We start from the raw sequence: 21,933 nt of genomic DNA on the forward strand, positions 1-21,933 counted from the left end.
ACTCTTTTACAGAGATGGTTTTCCAACGCAGCTTGAAAAATTCGTTAAAGAAGGAATTGCTATATGCCGTCTATTACTTGCAAAAAATGCAGTGCAACGTATTCCGATACCAGTACAAAGTGTCCGAAGTGTCAGTACCCTACCGAAATGAATGATCCATTTATGTGGTTTGAAGATGATGAAGTTCAAAGCACAAGTGAAAGTACAGGGGATAAAATAGTAGATCGCTATCGTGCGACACAAGTTGAAAATGCGGCCGAAACGTTTGACGATTCGAATACCAATTATATTGGTGATGATTACAAAGCTACTGTTGTGCAAGATATAGAAGAGGAAGTCTTCGAAGATTCTGTTGTTGAAGTTGAAAGCAAGGTTTATGAAGTACCAGAAGTGATGCCTGATGTGTATGAAATGTCTGAAAATGATTATGATATTTACGAGGCATCTGAAATTGAATATCTGCCAGATAGCTATGTTGATGATATTCCTGATGAAGCTGAAGATATACCTGTTTCCGAGAACATTGACAATATTTCCGGCGAAGAAGAGGCTTTTGATGAAGAAGAGGTTTTTGATGAAGAAGAGGCTTTTGATGAAGAAGAGGCTTTTGATGAAGACTCTTGGTATGATGAAGAGGAAGCAGATATTTATGAAGATTCACAAATTGAAGTTTTCTCAGAGAATCAAAGTGAAATAAACCCCAACGCCTGGTCTGAAGAAGAAAAAGTAAATATCCACGATGAAAAGGAACCAGTTGGTGTAAGTCACTGTAAATGCCCTCGTTGCCACACAGCGCATCGCTTTATCTCAATGGAAAATCAATATATCTATGAAAAGAGATGTGATACCTGCCAACATTCATTTCGCTTTTCAGAGTATGTTTTACTAGAGTCTTCAATAAAAGAGCAAAACCAACAAGTGGAACATCATTGGCAGTTACAAGGAAAAGCTACAGATAAAATTCACTTTGTTTATAAAGAAAAAATTACAATTTCAAACAACGAACCGCTACTCCTTATTTATGGTAGAGATCTTAAATCCAGGCAAGAAAAACTATCGATCATTTCTACTGGAAATCAAAAATATTTTGTAATTCACAATATTAAACGTGCGTATGACATTCGGGGAGCAATAGCAGCAGCAGTACTAATCCCGTTTTTGTTCTTTATAGTCTCTTTCCTCCACATTAAAAACTCTAATACTGAAGTGAATATCGCAACAAACAAAGAAAAAAAATTATCAGAGAATAAAAAAGCACCGACCAAAGTAGTGGCCAAAAAAATTAAGCTAATGATTAAACCTAAAATTTACGCCAAAGGTGGTTATATTTATGTTTTGGGGCAAACGAATTTTCCTAGTGGAACACAACTAGAAATTTCGATAAATAAAGAGTATGGCAAAAAAGTAGGGCGTGCTACTGCAATTGTACACAATAATACTTTTCAAGCGCTAAAAATACCTGCAACTACTATTGTTACATCAGAAGGTCAGCAAATACAGAAGCTGCACGAAGGCTCTGTTATTGTTACCCTCTATTGCGATCTTTATCGAAGTTGGAAGGAAAAAAGCGCCTATACAGTCCTTAAAAACTATGAAGGCAAGTATATAAAAAAAGAAAAGCAAAGACGTGGTTACAGTAAAAAATTAGAAATGAAGAAAAAAATTGTTGTAAGCAAAGAAAATAACAGTAAAGAAGCAAGTCAATATAAATTACAGTTGTGGGCAATTAAAGATATTGCAACAAGTAAAAAATGGAACAGCAATTACTATGTAAGAAAATTAGGTGCACATCTCCAATATAACCCTAGCCAAGGTGATAAGAATATAGAACAATGCTTCTACTTTCCCAAGACAAATATAACTTTTATTGTTAATTTATATTATGGAACAGTTAAAGCCTGGCGCATTGGTAAACACAATAAGTAAGCAATCAATTAGATCAGGAACCTTGGTTGTGATTGTTTTAAAGAGAAAAATCTCTAGTTTCTTTTTAAAACGATCACAGTTACCCAGACAATTCTGAACTACAGGTTCAAATCTTTAATGAAAAATCCACCAAAGTACATAAATAAAACAAGTGGTTATTAGTACTAAATTTGCAATAACAGTAGGTGTTTTTTTATTTTTACGTAAGCTAGAAAAAGCAACAAAAAATACTAATAGTACAAGTAAACCACTCGATATATCTAGTAGCCAAGATAAAATTCTAAGTATAACAAACTCACTTGACATAAAGTTATTTGCCGTATAAAGCAATACTCCTTGACTAATTAAAAAAACAAAAGAGAGCATCATTCCAACAACAACACCTACCAGTGTATGTATCCATTTTTCTACTGTCATTAGCGCACCAGTATAGCATCTCCCCAATTTGCATAATCATTTACATGAGCATTGTCCCCAAAATCGACAACAAGAGTCATTACACTTTTGTTTTTAATACTAATATCAATAGGAACAATAGCAGAGAAATGGTATACAATATCACTCTCATAAGCAACTTTTCCATCTAGCAAAATTCGAAAAACAACACTTCCACCTAGAAAATTGCTTTGTTTTTTATAGCGTTCTGCAATTTCATCATCAATCCCGACATAGCAACGAAATTTTTTAAATTTTCTATCGAGATTCACGCTAATTTCTGTTTTGGAAATAACTCCCAAGCCTTTAAAGAAACGCTGGCCGCGAATTTGTAAAGGTTTTCCTGAGTAACTCTGGTCGCGCTTTACAATATCTTTGATAATGGTATTTGGAAAGTAAGGAGTGTATTTATTTTTAATTTTTTTTGAATCTAAATCTGAAAGATAGACAAAGCCTCCATTTTTAAAGAATAGAAAGCGAATTTTGCTAAGTGGTATTTGTAAAGTCCCCTCCATTACTGTTTTTAAGAATACAATTCCATTGCTTATATTTTCTATATCTCCTGAGAGGTCACTATTATCAAAGCCAACAATATTTGTTGAAAAACGTTGGTCCTCAAGTGGCTCTAATGCTGCAAAACTTACTCTGGTTAAATTATTGAACAATTCTTTTCTTCTACCTAGTTGTTCGTGTTCAATTTGAACGAACCCTTGTCCAAACTGCTCAATAATACCCTGCATTACATCACCAGATTTAAAATAAAGAATATCATTTTCTGATGTATTTACTGGACCTTGGGTGACCGAATTGTTGAAGTACACATCTTTGATGTATACTAAATTAATATCTTTAAAATCAAGTAGATTTGTTTGGATTCCAATTGCTTGCGAAGATCCATCGGTTATTTTTCCGTATAAAATGGAGCTATCGCTTAAAACAATTTTTTGCATTCCATTGGGTTTTGGTACACTCGTAATATTCTCAACTTTAACAATATCTTTACAAGAAATGTTTGTTGTTCTTCCATTAACTGATAAGAACGATATTTGTTGTTTACTTTTGTTAAAATTAACAATATTACCTACATATGTTTTGTTACTAATTGTAGAGATTTCGAAATTTGCATGTGTATGGGCAGCAAACAAAAATAATATAAAAAATAATGTGTGTTTCATTGCTTTATAACGAAGGACTTCCTTCGTATCTCCCTTCTGAGAATAATCAAAACTTGTGTCGGCATTCATTTTCATTATAATTTAGGCCTTCGAAGACTGACACTGTTACTTTAAAAAGTAGAGCACAATCCATACTACCTCTGTACAAAACCTAAATGCTGGCGCACCCGACATATCACTTGCTAGTATTACAAAGCTTTACCGGAAATAGCGATAAAATATTCAAATGTTGTCCTTTATTTAAGGTCTGTCATCATTCAAAAATATTGTTTATTTTTAAAGCCCGAGCCCGATCCCCAAGCTTTTACTTGAGCTTCGATAAAACGAGTACACGTTACTATAACTTATAAAAGACATAATTCTTTCTAATTTTACCTGAAGACGAAAACGGGCTCAAGCTCGTAAACAGGCTCAAAGCATTTCATGTTGAATGATGACATGTCCCAGCTAAAAATATAACTTTGACAGAAAATTTGGAAAAGTTATAATAAATTTACAAAACTCAAGACACTTATTTTGATACGGAATATTTCAGTATAAACAAAAAAATCAAGTGAATCAATTAGAGTTAGGTGAGTCCAAAAAGTTTTTGAGCACGTTTCAAGTCAGCATAGAATTTAAGTGTCAGAGCAAGACAGCCTGAGAGGCACATAACTGTAGCTATGCAATCGAAGGCTCAACGCCGCTATGATACTCAAAGGCAAGCTGCGTGCTCTTAAAAACTTTTTGCGACTTGCTTAAAATAAGCAATCCTGAATACTTTTGTTAACAGGATAGAGGGTATTGTAGTATATCCAGAAAAGTATATACCTTTTAAAGTAAAAGTTTAACAGATGTATATTTGTCAAAACTTTTGCAAACTATTATAAGCACTAGTTACAATACTTAAAAGCTATTTTCTTCCCAAAAACATTATTTACAATTATAATTGCGAATGTTATAATATGCTATAATGCACTTGCTTTCATTAATTATGACCGTGGGTCAATTGAGAACGGTTTTATCAAAATACATTTGTTTTTATGTTAGTGCTAAGCGTTTTGAGAATATTTTGATATATGTAACAGAAATACGATGTGGTTACCTATGTTATAACTATATACAAATACCACTTATACTTTTACCTATATAAAAGTTTTTTTCAAGACAGTTTAAATCTTTATTTTCGAAATTATTATTAAGAGCGCGATAAACATTGACAGATGCATGTAAGTAGTATATAATTAAGAGTTAATAAAAATCTATTGTAATAAACAGGTTGAGATAATTTTTGCAGCCTAGTCAATAATAACAAATCACTATACATCTTTATCGAAAGTTAGCCGTATGCCATACAGGATTGGAGATTACGAGGTCGTTGAAAAAATTGGTAGCGGAGCAATGGGAGACGTCTTTAAAGGGCGAGATATAAAAAATAATAACCTTGTTGCTATCAAGATTTTGTCAGATGATTTGTCTGGTAACCCTCGTGCTGTAGATCGTTTTAAAAGAGAAATTCGCCAAACAATACAGCTAAATCACCCTCATATTATTTCAGCGTGTGCTGCCGGAGAATTTAAGGGTCGTCTATACTATGTGATGGAATTTATTGATGGTACAACTGTAAAAAAGAAAATCATCACCAATGGTACTTATCAAGAACAAAAAGCTCTTGAAATTATTTTACAAATAGCAAGTGCTTTGGAATATGCTGCTAAGTTTGGAATTATACATCGTGATATAAAGCCAGATAATATAATGATTACTGTAGAAAGCAAAGCAAAACTTTGTGATCTTGGACTTGCAAAATCTACAGAAAGTGACAATAAGCTTACTGTAATGGGTACTGTTCTCGGTACTCCACATTACATGTCACCTGAGCAAGCTCAAGGAGAAGAAAATCTTGATGAAAGAAGTGATATCTTCAGTTTAGGTGCGACTTTTTATCATATGTTAACAGGATCTCCTCCCTTTGATGGCCCTGATCCGATCACTATTATGACAAGACTACTTGAATCATCTCCTCCACATATTCAAGAAAGAAACCCTAAAATTTCAGATGAAACATGTCAAGTTGTAGACATGATGATGAAGAAAGACAAAGGGGAACGCTACCAAAGTTTTTCTGGGTTAGTAAAAGATTTAAAAAAACGTATTAGTGAACCTGTTAAAAAGCGAACTATTTCTGCAAGATTTTATGAGTGCTATGCTCCAAACCAAAGCGATGTTTTATTGGGACAAATCGCTATACACAATAAAGTCACAATACCAGCGAAGATGGAAGCTTGTCTAAATCGCCAAGAAAGTCTGTTTTTAATGGGAGTTGAACTTGACATATCAGATATAATGGTAGAGCAAAAAATTATTTCTCATCAACAAAGAAGTCTTTTACACAAAGCTAAAATTCAGTTTTTATTGGACCGTTTTGATGATTGTTTTTTTAAATCGTGCGGATCAAATAATCTTTTATCTCCAGCAGAAATTAATGAAGCCAAAACATATAAGGCAGGCGGAAATAAAGGTGTAGGTGCACTCCTTCTATCCCAAGGAAAAATTGACGAAGGTAAACGACAGAAAATATATGCTTCCATAAAATCATTTCTTATGAGTGAGGAAGGTAAAACGGTTTTGAAAGCAGCTTTAGAAAATAAAGTTTTAACCCAAACTCAAATAGAAAGAACTTCTCGTATTTATTCGAACACCATTGTTATGGGAAAATATCGTTCTGTAGGTCAAATTTTAATAGACAAAGAATATCTGCACACAAACGATTTCCAAGCTATTCTTCGCGGCGTAAGACGCAGTATGATTACTGGCCAACCTATTGCTAAGTATGTACAAGAAAAAAGAATACCAGAGAAAAAAGCATAGCAATGGATGAAAAAAAGAAGAGTATTTTTGGTAGTGTTAATCGCAAACAACTTTCAAATGCTTTGAAAAAAAAGCCTACGTCTTTACCAATAAAGAGTAGCGCGGAAAAGTTGGCTTCTATAAACTCAAATTTTCCAAAAGCACCTAAAACTGCGGCACTACCAAAAAAAACCCGCGTAGTAGAACAAAATCCAGCACCAAAAAACAAGGTAGTCCCACCAAACCAAAAAACACCAATATCATTTTCTTCACAAAAAATTAATTTTGGTGCTTCAAAAAACACATCAAATCCTATTATAAACCAAAAAAAAACAAATATAAAACCACAACCGCCGCAAAAAAACTCTCAACAAAGAATCAATCAACCTATTAGACAGGTGAATTCGAGAACAAATATAAAACCACAATCACCGCAAAGAATCAATCAACCTATTAAGCAGGTAAATTCGAAAACAAACATAAAACAACAAAGAATCAATCAACCTGTTAGGCAGGTGAATTCGAAAATTGAAAAATTCACTAAAAAAAATAAATACCAAGACCAAAAACTTTATGATATCAAAGATCGTAAAATTCAAGGTTGTGGTGAAAAATATCAAGATCAAAAACTTTATGATATCAAAGATCGCAAGATTCAAGGTTGCGGTGAAAAATACCAAGATCAAAAACTTTATGATATCAAAGATCGCAAGATTCAAGGTTGCGGTGAAAAATACCAAGATCAAAAACTTTATAATATCAAAGAACATAAGGTCCAAAGTGGGGGCAAAAAATACCAGGACCATCGTTTGACATAAGTTATGAAAGCAAAACATATATTTCTATTCATTTTTGTATTTTTATCGGTTTCTGTATCTCTTAAATATTCTGGATTAAGAGTTCAGGATGGGTATGATTATGCACAATTAGCACGAAATATTAATAATGGTAAGCTTTTTCACAGCTCTGTAACTATACCATTAACAGTTGAAAAGCAAAAACAACAAAATATTGATATGTGGCGTCCTCCTGTATATCCTCTCATGATTGCTGTTTTCTTTAAAATATTCGGTTCATCAGAAATAGCGATTCTAATACTTTGTATGTTTGCACATCTAGCTTTTGTTGCTATAGTTTTTGTACTTGCAAGATCAATGTACAATGAAAAAACGGCTGTTATTGCGAGTGCTTTGATTGGTTTTTCTCCTGAAATTTGTTGGTACACACTCAATTGTTTACGCGAACCTGTTTTTTGCTTGTTGTTTTCATTGTGCGTTTATCTTTTACATCGTTGCAAAAAACCTTATTTATTAGGATTTAGTTGTGCGATTACTTATCTAACGCGTTACAATTTTCTTTTTTTCTTACCATCGATTGCCGTTTATTTACTTTTACAATACAAAGACAAACACATTAAGAAAGAATTTTTAATAAAAGTAGCTTGTGCTTTTTTTATTGGATTGAGCCCTTGGTGCATACGTAATATATCGAATGATTTATCACCTTTTTTTACATTACAAAGACATGAAGTTGCACTGTTCACTTCAGATTATCCCCATTACACAGTGTATCGCAATTTAAAAGTAGAATCTCCCCTCGAGTATGTTTACAACAACCCAAATAGTGTTTTAGAAAAAACTCTCTACTATAGTTGGTTGTATTATTGGCCGCAAGCAGTCGGACTGAACCCTCTTCATACCAATAAAATACCTTCATTCTTTTTTCCAAAATGGCAAAAAATAGGTGCGCTACCTCAGGAAAATTCATGGGCAAACTTTACGCGTGTACAAAATCGCCAATTTTCATTATACTCTTTGATATTTTTAGTAGCATTATTCTCGTTATTATTTTATAAAAATAACAGCCAAAAAAGTTTTTATTTTGTTTTTATTATTGGCATATTACTTCAAATACTTGTTTTATCATTTATTCATCCTGTTATCAGACACTGTCTTCCGTTTATTACTGTAGGTACTATATTTGTTTGCGGTGAATATCTTTCCCGAATTTGTTGGAAAAAGCTATATATTCTCATTTTTGGGTGCGCGGCACTTAGCACAATTACAATACTAAATACATCTAGTGGGTCACAACTACAAAAATTACCAACGCAACAATCAATGGCGTTTATTAAAGAAAACACAAAAGAAGATTCTTGCATAGCAACAAACATACCTTTTGAGTTATCCTGGCGAACGAATAGGCAAGCATTGTGGTTACCTGTACAAAAAGAAGATTATTTGGAACTCGAAAAAAAATATCCGACATGCCGCTATTTTTATTATCATTCACGGAAAGAAAATGACTGGTTAAATACATCACCACAACTAAAAGAGTACTTACGCCTTAACTATCGATGTATATATCAATATGAAAAAGGTCGTTTTGTTATTTATTTTTTTGAAAAGAAATAAGATTTTGCCAAGTTTTGTTTCTTTCCTTAACAAGTTTAGAATTGCTAGGTGCAGCGTAGAATAAATAATTTTGCTTAAAAATTTGATGAACTTCAGGTAATTTGATATTTTTGAGTTCGCGAAGAATTAAAGGGTAAACTTTGCGCTTTGAGGTGATATCTAGCATTTTATATAAAATTTCTTTCGGTATTGGGGTTTTTTCTTTCTTGAAAATCTTCGCAAGTTCGACAAAAAACACAAAACGCTCTTCTAATGCAACTGCTTTTTGCAAATGTAACTTCGCCTTGCTAGTCTTATTTTCAGCTAAATACACCAAAGCAATATAGTAATGGTGATCAGCTTCATTCGGATCTAACAATAATATCTCTTGTAGTTCTTTGCGATAATTTATTCGTCTCCTCTCTATTTTCAATAACGTTTTATATTCTCGAGTAAATAAATAATTTGCTTTTTCAAAACTCGTTAAACCTAAGTAAATTTCAAGCTGAGTTTGTAGATTAAAATGCTCAATTTTATCTCGTATTTTAAAAAACAAAGCCATAGCAACTCCTTTTTTAATATATGAGTCATCGCTCATTTTTGCTTGCTCTACAAGTTTTTTTCGTTGTTCTTTAGTACCATAATAAGTACTGCCAAAGTAAGCACTCAATCTTAGATTTTCAGAATTAGATTGAAAAAACTTACTAATCATCTTCATTTTCTGTTGTTGGTTTATCTTTGGCATCTCTTTGTATTGAAAAATTTTTCGTATATTTTTTTGCCCAACCTTAAAGAATGAAGAACTCGCAGAGCCTTCACCTATAGAAGAACTAAGTATAATAGCCGCTTTAATATTATCATCATTTTCTTCTTTGAGAAAATGAAGCACTCCACCTAACATAGCGCTGTGCATCATGTGCCCATATGCCCGTAAGAATATGTTTTTACTATTTATAAAAACTTTTATATTCACAGAGTTACTACGAATATATTTACTATTTTTACTAGGAAAGAAAGAGGCACGAACAAGAACCTCTACTTTTTTTTCTATAGCATACATTCTTATAATAGGGTCTTCATTTTTATTTTTGTAGTAAAGACTTAAGGGTTCCAGGCATGATTTTATGGCAAGTGTTCTAATCATTTTTATTTTAGTAAGTAAAGTATCATCCTTATTTGGTCTTACTTTGTTTAGAAACGTTCTTATTTTTGGTGTTACAATCTCGCCTCCCATATTCTCCATAACTGCTAAACGTACATCTTCATGTGAATCTTTCATTCCTTTTAACCATGAATTTTCGAACATTTTAAATTGCAAGTTATTCATTTCTTTTTGGCTTAACCAATAAGAAAGCAATAAGCAGTACGCATTGCTGCGAATATCGGAATTATTACTTGTTGTTAGGGCAATTAGCTTTTTTTCTCCTTCGAAAGGTAAACGATTGGAAGAGTGAATAAATGATTGCAAAATAAAAAAACTAGCGTACTCATCATTACTACGCCAAATTTGCTGTGCATATTCGATGTGTTTTATCGCTAATGTTTTCGCGGTAATAATCTGTGTAAATTGGTCTTTAAATTCATTCAACTTTGCTTGCAGATCAAAACCGAGATTTGCGTATCGCAAAGCCGCACAACATATAGTTTTTTGTAGTCCTTTAGTCGCTAATTGCCGAACTTTACCAAATTGTAATTTTCGCACGAGGCCTAAAGCTGCAAGAAAGCGATACTCCGTTCTTTCTGTTGTATCCTTGACTGTAGTAATCAGCTTTTCTGATGAGATTTCTTTTATTATTTGAGGCCTAAAGTAAGACTCAGCTAAAATATAATATTTAACACGTAACAATTCTTTTTTTCGAAAGCTGACTATTTGCTCATATAATTGTGGTTTTGATTTTGCTAAAAATATGCCTAACTTTTTATTGTAGCGTAATAAAAATAGCCCTTTTTTGGCTCGATCTCTTATTTTGACATCAACCGACATTAATTTTAAAAGTAAACGGTTTAAATGCTCTACTGAACTATTAAGTTTTTGTATTTTTTGCTTTTGTAAGTAATCTTTCTTGTAAATTTCGCGCAGTGGAGCGATGTATTTTTTTAAGAGGTCTGGAGGAGTGAAAGTTGCACTTTCTAACTCTTTTTTCATTCTAGAATAGTAGCGCTCAATGTAAAACATATTTTTCGTTGCAAGTTGCGCAATACCATTGATAGCGTCAATATTAAGACTGTTTAGCATGCGGGCTTTGTTATACATATTTAGCGCTTGTTGATATTTTTTTTGTTTTTGTAAAACATCGCCGAAGGCAGTATACACACTGTCATCTTCATACAACTCCAAACACTGCTGTAAAGACACTAATGCTTTCTGATATTTTCCGATTCGTGTATACATTTTTCCTAGGTATAAATGAGTAGGAGCGTAGTATTGCATATTTTTTGATGCTATTTCTAAATTTTCAGCATTGTTTTCACCTAGTAAGTACTCTGTCTTTCCTAAAAAAAACAATGCCATATACTCGAATAAAAAAGTAGTATTTTGCTTTTTAATTTTTACAAAAATATCGTGCGCTTGTGTATAGTTTTTTTGGCGAAAATAGATTTGCCCTAGGTAATATCCAGCATACACTTTATAACTTTTCTGCGCATTATTCCACACCGATGTAAGGTATTTTCGTGCTTCTGGCCATTTTTTTTCATGGTAAAGAATTTCGCCTTTTGCCAGCTGTAATATAAACGAATCTTGATTTTTTAAAGATGTTAAGCCATGATATTTATAAAATAACTCCTGGTTGCTAAGTTTTGCATATACAAAAGCGAGATACATGTAGTAATCGTTCTTAGATATTTCTTTTTTTAGATAAGCATCTTTAAACTCAAGAAGAGATTCTTTATAAAAACCAAGTTGTAATGATTGCAGCCCACGTTTCTTTGCCGTTATTTGGATTTCTGTTTTTTCGTTGGATACTTGCAATCTCCATGTTGTTACACATACAAATAAAATGCAAAATAGAGACCCGAAGACAACCAGTCGTTTGTATGTCATCCACCATAGCTGTTTCTTGCTAACTGAAATACTCTTGCCACTCACATATGCGTGTAAATCTTCAGCAAAAGCCTCTGCACTTTGATAACGATTTTTGGGATCTTTTTGCAAAGCTTTTGAACAAATATGCTCTAATTCTATCGGAACATCAGGAACGATAGAACGCATGGGAACAATATCAACTTCTACTGAACGTAACAAAAGATCAAGAGGATTTTCTCCACGTATTGGTGGAAAACCACAACAAACAAAATAAAGGACTGACCCCAAGCAATATATATCAGATAAATGATTGATTTTGCGACGTAATCCTTCTGCTTGTTCTGGTGACATATATCCAAGGCTTCCTATCATCATACCTGTTTTAGTTAGGGATTTATTTTCGATGTTAGTAATTTTAGCCAAGCCAAAATCCATTAAATAAGGATGGCCTTCTTCATTCAAAAGAATATTTGAAGGCTTGATATCGCGGTGAATAATGTTTTTTCGATGTGCGTAGGCAACTGCTTCTACGATGGGCAACAATAGACTTGCTTTTTGTTTAAAAGTACAAGAATGGGCTTGAAGATATTCTTTTAAATCACATCCAGGAATATATTCCATTTCAATATAAGGTTTATCATCTTCAAAGTCTAGACTATGTATTTTGATAATGTGCGGGTGTGAAAGACTTGCTATTGCTTTTGCTTCACGCAAAAATCTTTTACTTGTTGTTGAATCCAAAACAAATTTTATAGCGACATCGCGCATTAGAGAGTTGTTGTGGGCAAGATAAACTACTCCCATACCACCGCGCCCTAATTCTTTAATGATCGTGTACTTTCTGATCTCATTATCATTTGTCTCATTGCTGCTTTCGTGAGAACCAAAAAAAGAATCGTCAAGATCATTGTCCATTGTATTGCCTCCAACATCTACTTTATAAGTTTTTCACCCCGAAAAAACCGCGCTCTCTGCGATACCATATACGTGGAAATAAAAAAGAAAAAATTCTAGATATGGTAAGTCGTGCTTCGCGTGAGCGGATTTTATCACGTATTCTATAGCGATGTACCGCTTCTTCTGGTGAGCAATCACTTTGATATAACATTTTATATAAATTATTTACAATAGGCACAAACATATTACTAGATTCACAGAGTTGATATAAGGGTTCTAATGTATAGAAACCTTCGACTGTCTTTATTTGTAAAGCTTCCAAGGTATTTTTTAACAACACATCTATAGTTAAAGTACTATTTTTTTGATATTGTTGGGCAAATTCGCGGCCAAAACGAAAATTACGGCTTCCTTCTGTACAGGTAATGGCTAGGTCTCCTAAGCCAGCTCTACCATCAAGAGTTGCGCGCCTTGCTCCCATATACGAAGCAATTGCTTTCATATCAACGATACTTCGCGTCAAAAAATCACCATTGATACTACTACCCATATCAGTGCCTGACATTACTCCTGCCATAATGCCAAATACATTTTTTAAAGCTCCTCCTAGTTCAACACCAATGACATCTTTGGTTATTTTTACGTCGAAAGTCTCTGTATCGAAAAGCAAACGAATTTCATGTAGCGTCTTGTGATTTTTTCCTCCAAGAGTCACTCCTATGGGATGATGAGCAAAAATATCTTTTGAAAATGCTGGCCCTCCTAGCGATGTAATTTCGTGTTTTATAGCCCCAAGCTCTTCCTTCACTACTTGCGACATTCTCTTAAAAGATCCAACCTCCAAACCTTTTGCTAAATTAATGATCGTTGTTTTATCTTTTACTATATCAGAAAGCTCCTTTGCTAAACTACGTATAGATTGTGCAGGAACTCCCATAATAATATAGTTAGTTTTATCAATAGCTTCATGCAAAGAATTATGCGCAACTAGATTTTTTGGCAAAATAGTTTTCGTGTATTTATTATTTGTGTTACGACCGTTTATCTCCTCTACAATGCTCTTACTGCGCGCATAGAGGCATACATCATATTCTCTGCTATTTTCGAATTTCTTTGCCAAATGATATGCGATAGCTGTTCCGTAACTTCCAGCTCCAAGTACTGCGATCTTTTTCATAACTACTTCCGTTCCAAGTATTTGCCATGCAAGTTTTTATAATAAATTTTTATTGTCAAATGATTTCTCTGCTAGTAGTATATTAACTGACACGCTATTCTCTAAAGTTTGAATATTTATAACATAGAATCCAAAATAGATAAAATGTATAAATTTTTTTCTTTATTTTAGAGCGATTACAGCTAATAGTCAAGGTGACCTCATCTCTAATTGATGACACCAATTTTAACTTTTTTGTAAACTATAAATCTAAAAGCGTTGTAAGAACATCAAAGTCAATGTAGGGCAACTTGGAGTATACGATGAAAAAATATATAGTTTGGTTTATTATTCTTACATCTTGTGATTTATTTGTCGAACAACATAATCCGCCGAATATTGAAAATGCAAATGTGAATATAAGCGTAAAGAAAGTAGATAAAAAAGAAATATCAGAAAAGATAAATATCTTACCCTACCACGGTAAATACTCTCTTAAAAATAGATTTTGGAGTTCTCAAAAACTTTTAAAAGCTAAAAAAGATACTGAGACAGTCTTAGCGGAAAAAATAGGCTTTTTACAAGACCGTTCACTGTCATTAGAAATTGAGTATGTGGATTGGCAACCGCAACACAAAGATCAAAAATTCATGATCACTCCCCAGGCAAATTCAAGTAAACAAATATGGCGTATTACATACATTAGTGAACATTTACAAAATGGTAGTGTTCCCCTTAGTACTATTTACAAAATAGCAATTGCTGAAGTTTTATTGCGTCAAAAAGCTGGAGATCATTACGATAAAATACCTGAGTTTTTATGGAAAAGTATTGTTTCTTATGGATGTGGATTTATCGATTATGAGCTAAAACAACTCTTGCTGCACGTTGTAAACACCAAAAATTTTTCTCTAGAAAAAGCCGTTGTTGGCCTTAATACAAGCCAGCAGCCATTTCCAAAGTTAGAAGGTATTTTTCTATTAATTTTCTTTAAAGAAAAATACGGAGAAGAAAACGTAGTAAAAGATTTTGTTTCTAATATTGTTTTCAATGAAAAAAATTGGGAAAAACAAATTAGTATATCTTCAGGAGAAGATTTTGCTACTTTTACCCAAAAAGTGGCTACTTTTGCGAATAATTACTTGATAAGCCGCTACCGAAGTGTTATTTCCAAGTATAACGAAGCTCTAAAAAGTTATCTTACTGAAAATTACGGTTCTGCAATCGCTAAAGGTCAAACATTTACACTAAACTATCATGATAGTTTTTTAAATCATGACATGCATTTTTGGATGGCAATGTGTTACTACGAACTGAAAAATTATTCTCAGTGCTCAGAACAACTACAAAATATCTTTTCCGATAAAAGATATCTTTGCCACCACTTATCTCTCGCTAATTATCGACAAGCTATGACTCTGTACCGTTCGCAAAAGCTCTCGGTGGCGATCGATATGTTTTCTGATTTTAGACGCGATTTTCCTTGGGAAGTAGATTTTGTTGGTAGTTCATTATTTTTTCAAGGGCAAAGTTTTTTGGCGAATAACCAATATGAACGAGCAATACATCATTTTGAAGAATTTATTGATCGCCATCCTAAACACCATCGAAGGGCTGCTGTAGTTGAAAAAATGGCGTATTTATATTTGCAGATGGAAAGATACAAGCGCGCCAAAACTCTTTTTGCAGAGTTACAACAACTTGATGTTGAAGATAAGATAAAGTTACTAGCAAAACAGTCTGTCCAAAAAATTCGGAGTTTTGAATCACAAAATCCTTCTCCTGAATTAAAATTACAACTAGATGAAATTGTCGCACATTTTCCTTCTCATACGAAAAACCAAAAGCGCGAAACGCTAAGTGATTTGAGTTACATCGGAGAAATATCCTTGCCATGGTTGCAAAGCCTCTACAAACACAGTAGTGATATTCTCCCTAGTTTTATACAATGCATTTCTGATATACAATCTTCAAAAGGGATTTCACTTTTACTAAATATTCTGCGTACAGAAAGTAAATATGATAAAGAATTGTTTGTTGCTTTAGCGCAAATAGGAGTGCCTGTTTCTGAATTAGAAACAATTCTTGTTCAAGAATTTCAAGATGTTCCACAGAAAAGGCGCCTTGAAATATCTAACAATTTTCGCAAATTGTTTTGGGGAGCCCCTATTGAAATTTTACAAAAACTACCTTTATTTATCGAAAATATAAATGGTGATGAACAAAAGCAGGATGAAGTGATCGAGAAAATGAGTTTAACTTTAGGCCAAGAGCAAATTCCCGTTCTTAAAAAATTAGTTTTGCATGGCAAAAGCGAAAAAGTTAAAATTCACGCTTTGGAAAATTTAATACTCTGGGAAGATTCGCAAATGCCGAATTTTTTGAATGATTTGTTGTTTAAAGAACAACAAGAAATCAGATATATAGCTCTTATGGGTTTAAAAAAACAAAAATATTATCGTATAACAAAATTTAAAGAATTGTTTTTGGACTCATACGATAAAGTGCGAGAGCAAGCTCTTAATTTATTGCCATTTGTCGATATTTCGGGTAAAATAGATATACTCGTTTTTTTGCTTAACGATAGTAATTATGACATTCGCAATCGCGCGCGTCAAAATTTAATTGATGCGAAAGATTCAGGGGTAAATTTAGCTTTGGCAAAGGGCTTGGTAAAAGACGTGCAAAACATTAACTACTACAACTACATCATTCAAATTCTGCGCGTACGAACTAATAATTTTGAATTACTTAAAACCTATCACCCAAAAATGAGCTCCGAGCAGCGAAAGGAATTAGCTAACCAGCTAATATTGAAATGGAAGTCATAGGATGTATCTAATGACTAGCCCTAAACATACAATAGAGGTGTTATTATGCGCGTAATGTTGTTTATCACAACTTTATTATTTTTGTGTTCTTTAGAAGCTCAGCAACACGTCGAGTCTGTAACAATAAAAGACTGTTTAATTCAAGCGCTTCGCAATAATATTGAACTTAAAGTAGAAAGCTACAATCCTAAACTCAGTGAATTTGATCTTACAATTGCAAAAAGTGATTTTGATCCTACTTTTACAAGTAGTTTTAGATATATTAGTTCTAATCGCGATGCAATCAATGATTTTTCTTCCAATGAAAACGTAGCAGGACGTTTTAATATTGGCTTACAAAAAGCGAATACTTTCGGAGGAACAACATCTGTTTCATATCAATTAAATTACGATAAAGACTTAACAGATAATCCGTTTCTTGCTTTCAACACTAGTTGGTCTGGAACTTTGGCATTTTCAGTTACTCAACCGCTCTTGCGCAATTTTGGAATTGGTGTAAATACTACAAATATCCGTTCTGCTGAAAATAATGTAAAGTCTTCTTACTACGCTTTTCAATTGCAATCATTAAATCTCGTAACTAGTGTACAGCAAGCTTATTGGGATTTAATCAATGCGCGAGAAAATTACGAATTACAAAGACAATCACTGCGCCAAACGCAAAACCTATATAAAATTACCCAAGCGCGTATTAAAGCAGGTTCTTTAGCTGCCGCAGATATACTTAATGCTGAGCGAAATGTTGCGCAAGTGCGCGATGCGCTTATTCTTGCTGAACAACAAGTTCTTCTCGCAGAAGATCAGCTGAAAAGATTTATCCGCCCTTTGGACACACGTTACTATGAAAATGTGCGATTGATACCTGTTGAACGTCCTTATTTTTCACCTATAGAAACAAATTTTGAAAAAAGTTTAGGTTACGCGCTCAAACATCGTCAGGATCTAAAACAAAACCTTCTAGCTATTGAAAATTCGACTCTATCTGTTTCTTTTCAAAAAAATCAATTATTACCGCGACTAGACTTAACAGGAACACTTGATTTTAATGGTATTGACGAAAATCACCCTGAGGTTGTCGATGTTGTTGTCGATGGAGACTTTCCATCGTGGTCGGTCCAATTAGAATTGGAAATTCCAATTGGAAATCGTGCAGCACGCGCACGTTACCAGCAAGCGATTATGCAAAGAAAACAATTAGAATTACAACACCAACAAATTCAAAGTCAGATTATTTGGGATGTAAGGCAAGCAATACGTAATTTAAATATCGCTTCGCGTAGAGTATACACTGCCCGAAAAACTAGAGAACTCGCAGAAAAACAACTTGCAAATGAAGAAAACAAATTCAGAGCTGGAATTATACCACTATTCCAAGTACAAGAAACAGAGCAAGATTTAACTTCGGCGCGAATTAATGAAATAAATACGGTAATTGCATATCAGAAAGCTATTTACGCTTTAGACCAAGCAGAAGGTGCTTTAGATCGAGTACTACGTAAATATAGTATAAATGTAGACCCAAAGTAAAGGACGCACAGTGATTTACCTCGACAATAACTCTACAACAGTTATTTCTCAAGAAGTTTTTGACTGCATGTCCCCTTTTTTAAAAGACTGTTACGGTAATCCTTCTAGTAGTCATAAATGGGGACAAAAAAACCGCGAAGCAATTGAAAAAGCACGCGAGCAAGTTGCAGCACTACTTGAATGTGAAGCAAAAGAAATATATTTTACTGGTTGCGCAACAGAAGCGAACAATACCTTGATAAAGGGAATTGCCTGTTACTATAAAGACAAAGGAAAGCACCTTATTACTTCGAGCTTTGAACATCCGAGTGTTTTGCGTAGTTTTGCGTATTTGGAACAACAAGGTTACGAAGTTACTTATTTGCCTGTGAGTAAAGACGGACAAGTAAGTATAGATGCACTAGAAAACAGTATACGACCAAGTACTATACTAATATCTATCATGCATGCCAATAACGAAGTGGGAAGTATCCAACCTATAAAGAAAATGAGTACTATCGCTGCTCAAAAAGGAATTTATTTTCACAGCGATGCTGCACAAAGTATTGGAAAAGAAAAGGTAAGTGTAAAGTCTCTTGGTGTTGATATGCTTACTCTAGCAGGGCATAAATTTCATGCTCCAAAGGGAATAGGCGCTTTTTATCTACGCAGTGGTATTGAAATAGAGCCTCTTTTACACGGAACAGGTCATGAGCGTGGAAAGCGCGCAGGAACAGAAAATCTGCCTTTTTGTGTTGCTCTAGGCGCAGCATGTAAAATCATTAACGAAACACATCAAAACTACTATTCGCAGTTACTTGAAATGCGTGATTTATTGTGGGAAAAGATCAGTGAAGGCTGCCCTAATGCGGTTTTAAATGGTGGAAAAGAACGCTTAGCCAACACAGTTAATATATCATTTCCTGGTCTAATCGGTGCTGAAGTTTTAGCATTAACATCTGACATCGCCGCATCAACAGGAGCAGCCTGTACAAAGAAGCCTGGGTCTTTTGTTATGCGCGCTATGGGAATTGATGATAGAGTTGCTCGTGGTGCGATACGCTTTAGTTTAAGCAAATATAACAACAGAGATGAGATTTTACGTGCTAGTGAACAAATTGTCTTAGCCGTCAAAAAGTTACAAAATAAGGAATAATATGTCTCAAACGCCAATGATGAAACAGTATAATGCTGCGAAAGAAAAACATCAGGATTCTATTTTGTTTTTTCGTATGGGAGATTTTTACGAAGTATTTTACGAGGACGCAGAATTATGTTCACGTGCTTTGGGAATTGCTTTAACAGCACGCAACAAGGGAGAAAATGCCGTTCCAATGGCAGGAGTTCCTGTAAAATCACTTGACACTTATTTGACAAAGTTAATTCAACAAGGATATCGTGTTGCTATATGCGAACAAATCCAGGAAGCTTCGGAAGCGCAAGGTATTGTCGAACGCGATGTTGTACGAGTAATAACCCCTGGAACGATTACCGAAGAAGCAGTCCTTAACGAAAAAAGTCATAACTTTTTACTAGCAATTGCTCCCTTAAAAAAAACAATTGGCCTTGCGTGGGTTGATATATCAACAGGAACATTCGAAGTACATGAAATTGCTAGTTGCTTTCTTGCGGATGAATTAGCACGTATTGCGCCAGCTGAATGTTTAGTACCAGAAAAAAAAAGAGATACTGTTGTACGTGTTTGGGAAAGTGATTTAACGATCTCGGAAATTGTTAAACATCAAAAGTCCGCAATTACTTATCGCCCTGATTGGTTTTTTGCTAAAAGTAACGCCAAAAGAACCCTTGAAGAGCATCTACAAGTAAGTTCTTTAGAAGGTTTTGGTTGTCAAAACATGAACGCTGGATTAGGGGCAGCCGGTGCACTATTTCACTATGTAAAAGAAACGCAGAAAAGTACACTCCCTCATATCACGAAAATTGTAAGTTACAACGCCCAAGAAAAAATGCTTCTTGACTCTGCCACTCGCAATTGCTTAGAAATAACCAGATCCTTGCGATCGTCAAATAAAAATACTTTACTTGCTGTTATTGATGAAACACAGACCGCTATGGGCGGGAGACTTCTTAGCAATTGGTTAACTTCTCCACTAATTGTTCTTGAAAAAATTAGAGCAAGGCAACAAGGAGTGCTGGAATTTATACAGCACAATGAACAACATCAAAATATTTGTAAGATATTAGCTTCGATTCAAGACATAGAAAGATTGTGTGCTCGTATTGCAAGTAAAAGAGCTGACGCACGTGATTTACTCGCATTAAAAAACTCTCTTTTAGTATTGCCTTCTCTTCGCGATGAATTACAACCATTTACATCTCTTATTATAAAAGAAATTATTAAAAACTTATTCTCTTTGGAAACACTCGCTACTCTACTAACAAGCGCTATTCATGAGCAACCTAAACCAACATTAAAAGATGGTGATATAATTCGAAATGGCTACAATGAAGAGTTAGACAAGTTAAGAAAAGTTCAATCTTCAGGTGATAAGTGGTTGGAAGATTTTCAAAAACGCGAAGCAGAAAATACGGGAATTCCTTCACTTAAAGTTAGTTTTAATAAAGTCTTCAATTACTACATTGAAGTAACTCACACCCATAGTCACCGCGTCCCAGAACACTACGTGCGCAAACAAACACTTAAAAATGCTGAACGTTACATCACCGCTGAATTAAAAGAATATGAAAGCGATGTTCTTTCTGCTAACGATCGCAGTAAGGATTTAGAATATAAATTATTCCAAGAAATTCGCGAAGAGGTGCAAAAATATCTCAATGATTTGCGAAGTGTTGCTGAGGCAATAGCATGTATTGATGTACTTTGCTCTATGGCTAAAACAGCAAAATCGCGAAACTACACATGTCCAGAACTGATGAACAACCATACTCTTGAAATAAAAGAAGGTCGCCACCCTGTCCTTGAAACAACCTTGGACACTCCATTTATAGCCAATGAACTCTCCATGGAGCCAGGCAATGAAATTATGATTATTACTGGTCCTAATATGGCAGGAAAATCCACGTATATTAGACAAAATGCTTTGATTATTTTATTAGCGCAAATTGGTTCCTTTGTACCTGCTAAAAAAGCTAAAATTGGCATTGTTGATCGCATTTTTACTCGTATAGGATCAGCAGATGAAATTGCAAGAGGTCGCAGTACTTTTATGGTTGAAATGATAGAAACAGCGAATATACTAAATAATGCGAGTGCTGCAAGTTTTATTGTCTTAGATGAAGTTGGACGTGGTACTAGTACTTTCGATGGAGTCTCTCTTGCATGGTCTATTATTGAACACATACAAAAAAAAATCAACGCACGTACATTGTTTGCAACACACTATCATGAAATGTCAGACCTTGCAGACATTTATCCAAATGTTCGCAATTATAATGTTGCCATTCAAGAATGGAATGGACAAGTTGCTTTCTTGCACAAAATACTTGAAGGTAGTGCTGACCGTAGTTATGGAATAGAAGTAGCTAAATTGGCTGGTATACCGCAACAAGTTATTCACAACTCACGCAAAATTCTTATGCGCTTAGAAAGGCATGCTATTGATGTTCGTAATTTTACAGGACAAGCATGCCGTAATCAAAGTAGTAACAATTTATTTTCTATGGTGGGAGAAGATCTGATTGATACTCTCTCAAATCTAAATGTAGAAACACTAACACCTATTGACGCATTAAATATTCTAAAAGAGTTGCAAATAGAAGCGCAAAATTTGTGATCGGG

Annotated in this window: 12 protein-coding genes; 8 read left to right on the forward strand and 4 right to left on the reverse strand. The window is 34.2% G+C overall.

Translation table 11 applies throughout. The annotated features are described in order from the left end of the window. Window positions 1–63 precede the first annotated feature (63 nt). Window positions 64–1,926: a hypothetical protein gene (locus UABHE_RS09035; protein ID WP_372369925.1), complete on the forward strand. Its 1,863-nt coding sequence runs from the start codon at window positions 64–66 to the stop codon at window positions 1,924–1,926. Between the two features lie 114 nt (window positions 1,927–2,040). Here UABHE_RS09035 and UABHE_RS09040 read toward each other — a convergent pair whose 3' ends face one another. Beyond that, entirely contained in the window at window positions 2,041–2,343 is a 303-nt protein-coding gene (locus UABHE_RS09040; protein ID WP_372369926.1) for a hypothetical protein, read from the reverse strand. Further along, entirely contained in the window at window positions 2,343–3,611 is a 1,269-nt protein-coding gene (locus UABHE_RS09045; protein WP_372369927.1) for an NPCBM/NEW2 domain-containing protein, read from the reverse strand. Before UABHE_RS09045 ends, UABHE_RS09040 begins: the two co-directional genes overlap by 1 nt. Before the next feature lie 1,251 nt (window positions 3,612–4,862). Here UABHE_RS09045 and UABHE_RS09050 point away from each other — a divergent pair. The 3 genes from UABHE_RS09050 to UABHE_RS09060 are packed head-to-tail and all read left to right on the forward strand — an operon-like array spanning window position 4,863 to window position 8,779. Next, on the forward strand, window positions 4,863–6,386 hold the full coding sequence (locus tag UABHE_RS09050) for a serine/threonine protein kinase (RefSeq protein WP_372369928.1): 1,524 nt from the start codon (window positions 4,863–4,865) through the stop codon (window positions 6,384–6,386). A gap of 2 nt (window positions 6,387–6,388) precedes the next feature. Then, complete coding sequence (locus UABHE_RS09055) at window positions 6,389–7,183, forward strand: hypothetical protein (protein ID WP_372369929.1); 795 nt, start codon at window positions 6,389–6,391, stop codon at window positions 7,181–7,183. A 3-nt stretch (window positions 7,184–7,186) separates the two neighbouring features. Continuing rightward, window positions 7,187–8,779, forward strand: a complete 1,593-nt coding sequence (locus UABHE_RS09060; protein WP_372369930.1) for an ArnT family glycosyltransferase — start codon at window positions 7,187–7,189, stop codon at window positions 8,777–8,779. On the opposite strand, the gene UABHE_RS09065 is transcribed toward UABHE_RS09060, so the two are convergent. Beyond that, a complete protein-coding gene (locus UABHE_RS09065) occupies window positions 8,754–12,698 on the reverse strand; it encodes a protein kinase (protein WP_372369931.1) in 3,945 nt (1,314 codons plus the stop codon). The genes UABHE_RS09060 and UABHE_RS09065 overlap by 26 nt on opposite strands. Window positions 12,699–12,720: 22 nt before the next feature. Continuing rightward, window positions 12,721–13,857 carry an NAD(P)H-dependent glycerol-3-phosphate dehydrogenase gene (locus tag UABHE_RS09070; RefSeq protein ID WP_372369932.1) on the reverse strand — a complete coding sequence of 379 codons (1,137 nt, stop codon included), beginning with the start codon at window positions 13,855–13,857 and terminating at the stop codon, window positions 12,721–12,723. Between the two features lie 302 nt (window positions 13,858–14,159). On the opposite strand from UABHE_RS09070, the gene UABHE_RS09075 reads away from it, so the two are divergent. The 4 genes from UABHE_RS09075 to mutS are packed head-to-tail and all read left to right on the forward strand — an operon-like array spanning window position 14,160 to window position 21,928. Further along, window positions 14,160–16,667, forward strand: coding sequence for a tetratricopeptide repeat protein (locus UABHE_RS09075; protein ID WP_372369933.1), 2,508 nt, complete (start codon window positions 14,160–14,162; stop codon window positions 16,665–16,667). A 45-nt stretch (window positions 16,668–16,712) separates the two neighbouring features. Continuing rightward, complete coding sequence (locus tag UABHE_RS09080) at window positions 16,713–18,194, forward strand: TolC family protein (protein ID WP_372369934.1); 1,482 nt, start codon at window positions 16,713–16,715, stop codon at window positions 18,192–18,194. 10 nt (window positions 18,195–18,204) lie between these two features. After that, window positions 18,205–19,329 (forward strand): cysteine desulfurase family protein, encoded by a 1,125-nt coding sequence (locus tag UABHE_RS09085; protein ID WP_372369935.1) that lies wholly within the window; start codon window positions 18,205–18,207, stop codon window positions 19,327–19,329. A gap of 1 nt (window position 19,330) precedes the next feature. Next, window positions 19,331–21,928, forward strand: coding sequence for a DNA mismatch repair protein MutS (gene mutS / locus UABHE_RS09090; RefSeq protein WP_372369936.1), 2,598 nt, complete (start codon window positions 19,331–19,333; stop codon window positions 21,926–21,928). The last annotated feature ends 5 nt before the right edge of the window (window positions 21,929–21,933 follow it).

The sequence above is a fragment of the Candidatus Uabimicrobium helgolandensis genome (assembly GCF_041508025.1).
GTDB lineage: Bacteria > Planctomycetota > Uabimicrobiia > Uabimicrobiales > Uabimicrobiaceae > Uabimicrobium > Uabimicrobium helgolandensis.